The 11,622-nt window shown below is 70.9% G+C and carries 6 protein-coding genes; 4 read left to right on the top strand and 2 right to left on the bottom strand.

Annotation, left to right across the window (positions count from 1 at the left end):
- Nucleotides 1–70: 70 nt before the first annotated feature.
- Nucleotides 71–505: an OsmC family protein gene (locus ACFVDI_RS06045; RefSeq protein WP_378901661.1), complete on the bottom strand. Its 435-nt coding sequence runs from the start codon at nucleotides 503–505 to the stop codon at nucleotides 71–73.
- A gap of 37 nt (nucleotides 506–542) precedes the next feature.
- Here ACFVDI_RS06045 and pepN point away from each other — a divergent pair, with 37 nt between their 5' ends.
- From pepN to ACFVDI_RS06025, 4 genes are all read left to right on the top strand, one after another.
- Nucleotides 543–2,993, top strand: coding sequence for an aminopeptidase N (pepN, locus tag ACFVDI_RS06040; RefSeq protein WP_378901658.1), 2,451 nt, complete (start codon nucleotides 543–545; stop codon nucleotides 2,991–2,993).
- Nucleotides 2,994–3,053: 60 nt separating this feature from the next.
- A complete protein-coding gene (locus tag ACFVDI_RS06035) occupies nucleotides 3,054–4,253 on the top strand; it encodes an exonuclease SbcCD subunit D (protein ID WP_378901655.1) in 1,200 nt (399 codons plus the stop codon).
- Nucleotides 4,253–7,174 (top strand): AAA family ATPase, encoded by a 2,922-nt coding sequence (locus ACFVDI_RS06030; protein ID WP_378901652.1) that lies wholly within the window; start codon nucleotides 4,253–4,255, stop codon nucleotides 7,172–7,174. Before ACFVDI_RS06035 ends, ACFVDI_RS06030 begins: the two co-directional genes overlap by 1 nt.
- Before the next feature lie 122 nt (nucleotides 7,175–7,296).
- Nucleotides 7,297–8,520: a hypothetical protein gene (locus ACFVDI_RS06025; RefSeq protein ID WP_378901649.1), complete on the top strand. Its 1,224-nt coding sequence runs from the start codon at nucleotides 7,297–7,299 to the stop codon at nucleotides 8,518–8,520.
- Nucleotides 8,521–8,731: 211 nt separating this feature from the next.
- Here the strand turns inward: ACFVDI_RS06025 and gcvP are convergent, their stop codons facing one another.
- Nucleotides 8,732–11,617 carry an aminomethyl-transferring glycine dehydrogenase gene (gene gcvP, locus ACFVDI_RS06020; protein ID WP_378901646.1) on the bottom strand — a complete coding sequence of 962 codons (2,886 nt, stop codon included), beginning with the start codon at nucleotides 11,615–11,617 and terminating at the stop codon, nucleotides 8,732–8,734.
- Between the last annotated feature and the right edge of the window lie 5 nt (nucleotides 11,618–11,622).

Below are 11,622 nucleotides of genomic sequence, written 5' to 3'. Positions count from 1 at the left end.
CTGCCTATTACTCGCCGGTAAATGGGCAGTTCGCTCCCGGACTACCCCGACGAAGCGCCGAACCCAACCGTCAGAGGTCGCCCACGCCGTAGGTCACCGGGGTGCCCACCGAGACGGTGCGGCCAACCGTGCACAGCCGGGTCTCGGACTTCTTGATCGCGTCCGGGAGCACGGTGCGGGCAGCATCGCCAGCCTCACCCTCGGGGAAGGTGATGTCGAAGGTGACCGAGATGTCGACGAGGCGGTTGCCCTGCTCGTCGCGGATCTTGGTGGCCGCGGCGAGGGCCTCGAAGGTCTCCATCGGCGAACGCTTCCCGGTGATGAAGTCGACGTCCAGGGCGCTGCAGCCGGCCAGGGCGGCGAGGAGCAGCTCGACCGGGGTGAAGTCGGGATCGTCACCGTGGCCGATCACCACGGTGCCGCCGCGCGCGTTGGTCGCACGGAAGCGGTGCTCACCGATCTTCTCCAGAGATACCGAGCGCTGGTCTGCCGCATCAGAAGTCATGGGGTAAGAGTGCCACCCGCCCGTTAGCCTGTGCGACGTGACCACCCAGAGCCTGCCCCTGCGCCGTGACGAGGCCATCGCCCGTGCCGGACTGCTGAAGATCGAGGACTACGACGTACGTCTCGACCTGGCGTCCAGCGAAGAGACCTTCGGTTCGGTGACGACCATCCGGTTCACCTCGAAGGGCGGGCCGACGTTCGTCGACCTCAAGCCGGTCTCGGTGGCCCGGATCAGCCTCAACGGCAGCCCGGTCGACCCCGCCACGCTCGCGAAGGGACGCCTCCCGATCACCACGGCGGAAGGCGCCAACGAGCTCGTCGTCGAGGCGACCATGCCGTTCCGCAACGACGGTGAGGGGCTGCACCGCAGCGTCGACCCGGCCGACGGGAAGGCCTACGTCTACGGGATGTGCTTCATGGACGCCGCCCCGACCATCTTCGCCTGCTTCGACCAGCCGGACCTGAAGGCACCCTACACCTTCCATGTCACCGCGCCGCAGGACTGGACCGTGATCGGCAACGCGCCCGGCACCCAGATCTCACCGGGCGAGTGGGAGTTCGAGCGGAGCCAGCCGCTCTCGACGTACTTCGTCACGCTCGTCGCCGGCCCGTGGCACATGATCCATGACGAGCACGACGGGATCCCGCTCTCGCTGAGCTCGCGGCAGAGCATCGCCGCCGACCTCGACAAGGACGCCGAGGAGCTCTTCACACTCACCAAGCAGTGCTTCGACGAGTTCCACCGGCTCTTCGGCATCCGCTACCCGTTCGGCAACTACCACCAGGCGTTCGTGCCGGAGTTCAACGCGGGCGCGATGGAGAACCCGGGCTGCGTGACCTTCCGCGACCCGCTCGTCTTCACCTCGCGGGTCACCCGCGGCATGCGGATCCAGCGCGCCACCACCGTCGCCCACGAGATGGCCCACCAGTGGTTCGGAGACCTGGTCACCCCGCAGTGGTGGGACGACCTGTGGCTGAACGAGTCGTTCGCCGAATACATGGGCAACCGGGTGACCGCCGACGTGACCCAGTACGACGACGCCTGGGCCGACATGTCCTACGCCCGCCGCCAGTGGGGCCTCACCGCCGACCAGCGCGGCTCGACCCACTCGGTCGCCGGCAACGGCGCCGAGGACGCGGTCTCCGCGCTGCAGAACTTCGACGGGATCTCCTACTCCAAGGGCTCCGCGATCCTGCGCCAGCTGGCCGCATCCCTGGGCGACGACGTCTTCTTCGCCGGCGCCATCGACCACTTCACCCGGCACCGGTTCGGCAACGCCACCATGCACGACCTGTTCGCCTCCTGGGACTCCGCCGCGGCTGCGGCGGGTGTCGACTTCGACCTCGACGCCTTCACCTCCCAGTGGCTGCTCACCGCCGGCCCGGACACGCTCTCGTGGGACCCGGCGAAGATGGTCGTCAACCGCACCGCTCCGTCGTTGCACCCGGCCGATCGCTCCCACACCTTCCGTGCGGCGATCCTCAACGGGACGCAGTGGACCACCTCGGAGATCACCGTGACCGGCGACCAGACGCCGCTCCAGGTCGCCGCCAACGCCGTCGTGCTCGACCCCTACGACGACACCTGGGCCTCGGCGATCCCCGACTGGGAGACGGTCCAGGCCCTGAAGGCGGCGCTCCCGGACGTCAGCGACGGTGGCCTGCGCGCAGGGGTGTGGAACAACCTGCGCAGTGCCTGGTTCAACGCCGCGGTCGACCCGGCCGACGTCATCGACATCGCCGAGGCCTCGCTGCCGATCGAGGACCTCGAGGACACCCCGCGCCGCACCATGCCGTGGCTCTTCGGCTCCGTGGTGCCGCTGGCACCCGCCGGCGCCCGCGAGCGGCTCCACGAGGCTGCGCTCCGCAAGCTCGACGAGGTCGCTCCCGGCTCGGAGCTGCAGCTGTCGGCCTACCGCACCGCGATCCGCTCGGCGAGCTCCGAGTCGTTGCTGCGGGAGTGGCTGTCCACTCCCCCCGCCGGCATCGAGACCGACCTCGACCTGCGCTGGCGCATCCTCGCCAAGCTCGCCGAGAACGGCTTCGCCTCTCGTGAGGAGCTCCAGGCGGCCTATGACGCCGAGCCGGCCAACGACGCCCGCATCCATCTCAACGGTGCGCTGGTCAGCATCCCCGACGCGGAGGCGAAGGCCTACGGCTGGTCGGTGTTCACCGGCGAGACCGACCTGCCCAACTACGACATCCTGGCCGCCGGGCGGGCGTTCTGGACCGGCCCGGCTGAGCTCACCGCGGGCTACGTCGATCGCTACTTCGCCGAGCTTCCCGCCACCGCCGAGAAGCGCTCGGGCTGGAGCCTGGCCGAGGCCGCCGAGGCGTTCTTCCCCAGCGGGTCGGTGACCGAGGAGACCCTCGCTGCCGCGCGGGCGGTCGTCCAGCTGGATCTCGACCCGGGCGTACGCCGCCGGGTCTCCGACGCTGCCGACAACCTGCAGCGGCAGCTGGCCGTGAAGGTGACCTATCCCGCGTAGCCGAGACGTCGCGGTGAGTCGGCGGCAAGAGTGTCCGTGCTCACCGATAGTTTTCGTTTCATGCGGATCCTGCACACCTCCGACTGGCACCTGGGCCGGTCCTTCCACCGGGAGGGCATGCTCGGGCACCAGGCGGCGTACGTCGACCATCTCCTCTCCGTGGTGGAGCAGGGAGAGGTCGACGTGGTGTGCGTGTCCGGCGATGTCTACGACCGCGCGCTTCCGCAGGTCGACGCCGTCCGGCTGGCCTCGGAGGCGCTCGCCCGTCTGGCCGCCTCGCGGGCGAAGGTCGTCATCACCAGCGGCAACCACGACTCCGCCCAGCGGCTGGGCTTCGGCTCCGAGCTGATCGACGCCGCCGGCATCTTCATCCGCACCGACCTGGCCGGCGTCGGCCGTCCGGTGATGCTCCCCGACGAGCACGGCGAGGTGGCCTTCTACGGTCTCCCCTATCTGGATCCCGACGCCGCCCGGGCGTCCTGGGGCCTGGAGTCGCGCTCCCATCACGCGGCGCTCGGCGAGGCGATGCGACGGGTCCGTGCCGACCTCGACCGCCGAGGTGCCCGCAGCGTGGTGATGGCCCACGCCTTCGTCACCGGCGCGGAGCCATCCGACTCCGAGCGCGACATCTCCGTCGGCGGTGTCTCGATGGTGCCGGCGAGCCTCTTCGAGGACATCTCCTACGCCGCCCTGGGCCACCTCCACGGGCGTCACACGATCACCGAGACGGTGCGCTACAGCGGCTCGCCGCTGGCCTACTCCTTCTCCGAGGCCAACCATCTCAAGGGCTCCTGGCTCATCGATCTCGACGAGTCCGGGTTCGTCGCCAGCGAGTTCGTGGAAGCGCCAGTCCCGCGGAAGCTCTCGCGGCTGCGCGGGACGCTCGAGGAGCTGCTGAGCGACCCGCGCCACGAGGCCCACGAGCAGTCGTGGCTGCAGATCACCCTGACCGACCGGATCCGACCGGCCCAGGCCATGGAGCGGCTGCGGCGGCGCTTCCCGCACACGCTCGTGCTGGGCTTCGAGTCCACCGCTCCGGTCCTGGGCGCGCTGTCCCGGCCCGACCCGTCCCGCCCGCGACGCGACATCGACCTGGTCACCGAGTTCGTGACCGAGCTGCGCGGCGAGCCTGCGGCCAAGGCCGAGCTGGCGCTGCTGCAGACCGCCGTCGACGCCTGTTGCGAGGATCCCGAGGTCGACACCCTCGACTCAGCCGCCGGCGCGGCCGAGGAAGAGGAGTGGCTCGAGGTGCTCTTCTGATGCGTCTGCACCACCTCGAGGTCACCGCGTTCGGCCCGTTCACGGGCACGGTCGACGTCGACTTCGACCAGCTCTCCGAGGCGGGGCTCTTCCTGCTCTCCGGCGCCACCGGCGCCGGCAAGACCAGCGTCCTCGACGCGGTCTGCTTCGCGCTCTACGGCGACGTCCCCGGCGACCGTTCGGTCGCGAAGCGGCTGCGGAGCGACCGAGCCCCGGCCGAGGTCGCCACCCGTGTCGTCCTGGATGCGACGCTTGCCCAGCGGCGCTTCAGGATCACCCGCTCGCCGTCGTGGGAGCGCCCCAAACGTCGTGGTGCCGGCACCACGACCCAGCAGGCGTCGGTCGTGCTCATGGAGCTGGTCGGCGAGGAGTGGCGCACCCTCACCAACCGCCTCGACGAGGCCGGCCATCTGGTCTCCGACCTTCTCGGCATGACGCTCACCCAGTTCGTCCAGGTCGCGATGCTCCCGCAGGGTCGTTTCCAGGCCTTCCTCCGTTCCAGCGCCGAGGAACGCAAGCGCCTGCTGGAGCGGCTCTTCCGCACCGAGCGCTTCGCCGATGTGGAGCGCTGGCTCCGTGAGCGCCGCGTCGAGCTCCGGCGCCGATCCGAGGAGCTCAACGCCGGCGTCGCCGAGGTGGTCAGCCGGATCAGCGAGACGGCGGCGGTGACGCTTCCCGACGACTGGGACGTGCATGACCTCGGCCTCCCCGCCGGTGACGGAGCCATCGCCGCCTGGGCCCGCACCCTCACCGAGGAGGCCACCGAGGCGCAGGCCGTCACCTCCGGCGCCGCGATGGAGGCCCTGGCCGCGGAATCGGAGACGCTGGCTGCCCTCGACGCCGCCCGCGCGATGGCCGAGAAGCAGCGCGGCCTCCGAGCTGCCGCCGCGGCCGAGAGCCGTCTCGTCGCCACGGCCGAGGAGCAGGAGGAGCGCCTACGCCGCGTCGAGGCCGCCCAGCGCGCCGAGGCGGTGGCCGGGGTCAGTGAGCTCGCCGACCAGGCGCGGCGCGAGCACGCGCAGGCGTCCGCCCTGGCGCCGGGCGATTTGAGTCTGAGCGACGCCAAGGCGGCCGCCGACCGGATCTCGGCGCGCCTGGCGCAGGCCCGCGCCCTCGTGCCGGTCCAGCGTCGGCTCAGCGAGGTCACCCGTGAGCTCGCCACCACCGGCGCGCAGCGAGACCGCGTGGTCGCCCAGACGCAGGAACAGGCACGTCTCGCCGAGCAGCTGCCGCAGCGGACCGAGGCCCTCGGTGCCGACCTGGCGGCGGCCACCGAGGCGGCCGCGGCGATCCCTGTACTCCGCGCTCAGGTCGCGGCCGTGACCGAGGTAGCCCGGATGACCCGGGAGCTCGCCGATGCCCGAGCTCGGCACGAGTCGGCCAGGACGGCTGCCATGGAGGCGCGCACCCACTATCTCGACGTACGCCAGGCCCGGCTCGACGGCATCGCGGCCGAGCTCGCCGGCGCCCTGGCCGTGGGTGCGGACTGCCCGGTGTGCGGCTCCCACGAGCACCCGCACAAGGCCTCTCCCGCCGACGGCGCCCCGGATGCCGCGGCGGAGAAGACCGCGCAGACGGTCTACGACAACGCCAGCGCCGAAGAGCACGCCCGTGACCAGCACGTGCGCGACCTCACCACGCGTCTCCAGCTCGCCCAGGAGGCCACCGGCGAGACCGACGAGGATGCCGAGTCGCTGGCCGAGCGACTCGCCGGCCTGGAGCGTACGGCTGCCCGGGAGGCCGACCTGCGCGCCGAGCTCACCACCGCCGAGCAGGCCCAGGAGCGATCGGTCGCCCTCCGTGCCGAGCTCGAGACCCGCGCCGCCGAGCTCGAGACCACGCTGCGACACCTCACCGAGGAGCGCGAGCGTCTCGAGGAGCAGCTGCGCGACGTCCGCGACGAACACCCGGATCTCGACGCCCTGCTCACCGCCCTCGACCGTGAACACCGCACGGCAGCCACCACCCTCGAGCGTCTCGAGGCGGCCACGCGTGCTGCGGAGGCGCTCGCCGGCGCCGAGCGCACTCTCACCGCCACCGCGGTCCGGGCCGGCTTCGACAGCCCCGAGAGCGCCCTCGCCGCCGCGCTCCCTCCCGACCGGGTCGCGGTGCTCAACAGCCAGATCAAGACGTACGCCGACAGCCTGGCGGCCGCACGCGCGACCCTCGACTCACCCGGGGCCGCCGAGATCCTGGCCACCGACGAGCCCGACCTGCAGGCGCTCTCGCTCGCCCACCGCAAGGCCGCCGACACCGCCGACGCAGCCCGATCGGCCGCCGACACCGCCGCCAACCGCGCCGCCCGCCTCGACTCGCTGCAGCGCGACCTCACCCAGGCGCTCTCGACCTGGGCGCCCGTTCGCGACGACCTCGAGGTCGCGGCCCGGATCGCCGCCTTCGCCGAGGGGAAGAGCAGCGACAACCAGCTCCAGATGAGCCTGTCGGCCTACGTCGTCGCCTACCGCCTCACCCAGGTCGTCGCCGCGGCCAACGAGCGGCTGGCGAAGATGAGCGACCAGCGCTACGCCTTGGAGCACTCAGCGGCCAAGGGCGCCGGTGACCGCCGCGGCGGCCTGGCGCTGATGGTGCGCGACGACTGGTCCGGCGAGTCCAGGGACCCCGCCACCTTGTCGGGCGGGGAGACCTTCGTGGTCTCCCTCGCCCTGGCCCTCGGCCTGGCCGACGTGATCATGAACGAGGCCGGCGGCCAGATGCTCGACACCCTCTTCGTCGACGAAGGCTTCGGCTCCCTCGACGCGGACACCCTCGACGACGTGCTCGACGTCCTCGACACCCTCCGCGAGGGCGGTCGCATCATCGGCGTGGTCAGCCACGTCACCGAGATGCGCGAGCGCATCCCCACCCAGCTGGCGGTGACCAAGGGCCGGGAGGGATCCACGCTTCAGGTCCTCGGCACCTGATCGAAGAATTAACCGTCGGGACCACAGATGTTACCCGGCGGTAGTTCCCCGACAGTGACGTACGTCACTAGCCTGAGGCGGCTCCGCGCCGCGGAAGCCCATCCCACCACCCGGAGGTTTCCGTGCCACGTCTCTGCACCCGTCTCGCCCAGGTCGCCGCAACCCTTCTGCTACCAGCGTCCCTGCTCTCCGCGACGACGTTGATGGCCTCGCCCGCCCACGCAGACGGCCCCGGAAGCGGCACGCCGTGGATCGTCACCGTGGGTGACAGCTACGTCTCCGGCGAGGCCGGCCGCTGGGCAGGCAACAGCAACTCCGGCGAGTCGCTCGTCGATGCGGGCGGCAGCGCGACCTACTTCGACAACGCCACCCGCACCGCCGAGACGATCAACCGCTGCCACCGCAGCACGGCCGCCGAGGCGTACATCGGCGGTGGCGTGAACGGGCTCAACCTGGCCTGCTCCGGGGCGAAGGTCGCCACGACCACGACGAGCGAGGGCTACTTCAAGCCCGGCATCGACTTCTACTCCAGCGGCGCCAACCAGGGCCAGGCCCTCATGCTGCAGAGCTTCGCTGCGACCCACAACGTGAAGGCGGTGACGATCGGTATCGGCGGCAACGACTTCAACTTCGCCGCCATCGTCACCCAGTGCGTGCAGAACTTCCTGCTCTCGCCGTCCTGGAGCAAGGACTACTGCAAGGACGACGCGGTCGTCACCAACGCGATGGCGGCCGGCAACGTCGCCGCGGTGCGCGCCCGGATCGCCACCGCCTTCCAGAACGTACGCACCGCCATGCGCAACGCGGGCTACGCGGACGGTGCCTGGACCCTGATCGTCCAGAACGTGCCCTCGCCGCTGGCGACCTCCTCGGTCTACCGCTACAGCGAGTCCGGCTACACCCGTCAGAACACCGGCGGCTGCGGCTTCTGGAACGCCGATGCCGACTACGCGTACAACACCATCCTGCCGACCATCAACAACGCGATCTCGGGCGCGGCCACCGACTCCGGGCTGACCAACATCAAGACGATCGATGTCACCGGCGCCTTTGCCGGCCGCCGGCTGTGCGAGAACACCGTGGGCCTGCTCGAGGAGAAGGGGCTGTCGAGCTGGCGAGCCACCGGTGCGGTCGACAAGACCGAGTGGGTCAACCAGATCCGCACCGTCTCCACCGCGAGCGGCAACTACTACATCCAGGAGAGTCTGCACCCCAACTACTGGGGGCAGCTCGCCCTGCGCAACTGCCTGCGCCAGGCCTACAACGGCGGCACGCCGAGGTCCGGCACGTGCACCCACGGCGCCGGGCTCAACGCCAACGGCGAGCCCGTCATGACCCTCAGCTGACAGGCCGAGCCGGCTCGAACTGACGTAAAACCACGCCGAGTCGGCCCGTCATGACGGGCCGACTCGGCAGGTATCTCGGTCATGACGGGCCGACTCGGCGGGAGGTCACGGGCTGACGACTGGGTCTCGACCCGCCCGTCGCCGGTTCGCAAGCTCACCGGCGGGGCTCGCTCGACCTCCTCGGGTTGTAGGTTCCGAGCAAGCTCGGAACCTACACCTCGGACTCCACCGGCGGGCAGGAGCAGACCAGGTTGCGGTCGCCGTAGGTGTTGTCGATGCGGGCGACCGGCGGCCAGTACTTGTCGGGGTCGATGCCGCGCGGGAAGACGGCCTCCTCGCGGGAGTAGGGACGGTCCCACTCGCCCACGAGCGCCCGGGAGGTGTGCGGCGCGCCGCGCAGGACCGAGTTCTCGGCGGTCCACTCCCCCGAGGCGACACGATCGATCTCGCCCTTGATCGCGATCATCGCGTCGATGAACCGGTCGAGCTCGGCGAGGTCCTCGGACTCGGTGGGCTCGACCATGAGCGTGCCGGCGACCGGGAAGGACATCGTCGGGGCGTGGAAGCCGTAGTCGATGAGCCGCTTGGCGACGTCGTCGACGGTCACGCCGGTCTCCTTGGTCATCGGCCGCAGGTCGAGGATGCACTCGTGCGCGACCAGGCCGGTCTCACCGCGGTAGAGCACCGGGAAGTGCTCGTTGAGACGCGCGGCGACGTAGTTGGCCGACAGCACCGCCGCCGACGTCGCCCGGGTCAGGCCCTCGGCGCCCATCAGCCGGATGTAGGCCCACGAGATCGGCAGGATGCCCGCCGAGCCGTACGGAGCGGCCGAGATCGCGCCGATGCCCGATCGCTTCGAGGCGTCGGGGTGGAGCGAGTGCGACGGCAGGTAGGGAGCCAGGTGCGAGCGAACCGCGACCGGACCGACGCCCGGGCCACCACCGCCGTGCGGGATGCAGAAGGTCTTGTGCAGGTTGAGGTGGGAGACGTCGCCACCGAACTCGCCGGGCTTGGCGTAGCCCAGGAGCGCGTTGAAGTTGGCACCGTCGATGTAGACCTGGCCGCCGGCCTCGTGCACCAGCGAGCACACCTCGGTGATGCCCTCCTCGTAGACGCCGTGCGTCGAGGGGTAGGTGACCATGATCGCGGCGACGTTCTCGCCGTGGGCGTCGAGCTTGGCGCGCAGGTCGTCGAGGTCGACGGTGCCGTCCTCGGCCGACTTCACGACCTCGACCTTCATCCCCGCCATCACGGCTGAGGCGGCGTTGGTGCCGTGGGCCGAGGAGGGCATCAGGCAGATGTTGCGGTGTCCCTGGCCCTGAGCGTCCAGGTAGCCACGGATCGCCATCAGCCCGGCGAACTCACCCTGCGAGCCGGCGTTCGGCTGGATCGAGACCTCGTCGTAGCCGGTGACCTCGGCGAGCCAGCCCTCGAGCTCGCCGACGAGCCGCGCGTAACCGGCAGCGTCGTCGGCCGGGACGAACGGGTGCAGGTCGGCGAAGCCGGGCAGCGAGATCGGCTCCATCTCGGTGGTCGCGTTGAGCTTCATCGTGCACGAGCCGAGCGGGATCATGCCCTTGTCGAGCGCATAGTCACGGGCGGCCAGCTTGTGCAGGTAGCGCAGCATCTGGGTCTCGCTGTGGTGCGCGTTGAACACTTCGTGGGTGAGGTAGTCGGTGGTGCGGACCAGGCCGTCGGGCAGCGCGCTGGCCGTGGTGCGGTCGATCTCCTCCAGGTCCACGCCCGAGACGCCGAAGGCGTTGAGCACGGCCGAGAGGGTCGACCGGGTGGTCGCCTCGGAGGTCGAGATGCCGACCGTGTCCGCGTCCACCAGACGCAGATGTACGCCGAAGCGACGCGCCGCGGTGACGACATCGGCCGCGCGGCCGGGCACGGTGACACCCAGGGTGTCGAAGAACGTCTCCGAGACCAGCGGCAGCCCGGCCGACCGGAGCGCGGCGGCCAGGACCGCGGCGTAGCGGTGCGTGCGGGTCGCGATCGTCTTCAGCCCGGCGGGGCCGTGGTAGACGGCGTACATCGAAGCGCCGACGGCCAGCAGCACCTGCGCGGTGCAGATGTTGGAGGTCGCCTTCTCCCGGCGGATGTGCTGCTCGCGGGTCTGCAGGGCGAGCCGGTACGCAGGCCGTCCCTCCGCATCCACGGAGACGCCGACCAGGCGACCGGGCAGGTGCCGCTCGATGCCCTCGTGGACGGCCATGTAGCCGGCGTGCGGGCCGCCGTAGAAGAGCGGGATGCCGAACCGCTGCGTCGAGCCGACCACGACGTCGGCGCCGAGCGTGCCGGGCGCCTCCAGGACGGTCAGCGCGAGCAGATCGGCGGCGACCACGGCGAGCGCGCCGCGCTCGTGGGCGGCGTCGATGACCGGCTTGAGGTCGGGCACGCGACCGGAGGCACCGGGGTACTGCACCAGCACACCGATGACGTCACCCTCGGGCAGACCCTGCGACAGGTCGGCCACGACAACGTCGAGGCCCATCGCCTCGGCACGGACCTTCACGACCTCGATCGACTGCGGGAGCGCGTCGGCGTCGATGACGAACGGACCGGAACCCCTCCGGTTGGCGCGGTGCACCAGCGCCAGCGCCTCGGCGGCGGCGGTCCCCTCGTCCAGGAGGGAGGAGTTGGCGACCGGCAGACCGGTCAGGTCTCCGACCATCGTCTGGAAGTTGATCAGCGCCTCGAGGCGGCCCTGGGAGATCTCGGGCTGGTAGGGCGTGTAGGCGGTGTACCAGCTCGGGTCCTCGAGCACGTTGCGGCGGATCACCGGCGGCGTCACGGTGGCGTGGTAGCCGAGCCCGATCATCGCCTCGCCGGGCTTGTTGGACGCGGCGATCTCGCGGGCGAGCGACGCGACCTGCGCCTCGCTCAGCGCGGCGGGCAGGTCCAGCGACTCGACGGATCGGATCCCGGCCGGGACGGCCGCGTCCATCATCGCTGCTACCGAGTCGTACCCGAGCCGCGCGAGCATGGTCGCCTCGTCGGCGGCCGAGAGCCCGACGTGGCGCTCCACGAACGGGGAGGCGGCGTCGAGCTCGGACAAGGTGGGCGTGTCGGACACAGTGGCTCCTGAGGGCATCTAAG

Origin of the sequence: Nocardioides sp. NPDC057767, from assembly GCF_042798275.1 — a bacterium.
GTDB lineage: Bacteria > Actinomycetota > Actinomycetes > Propionibacteriales > Nocardioidaceae > Nocardioides.
The sequence above is the reverse complement of the archived record's forward strand: the minus strand, read 5'-3'. Positions and strand labels throughout refer to the sequence as shown.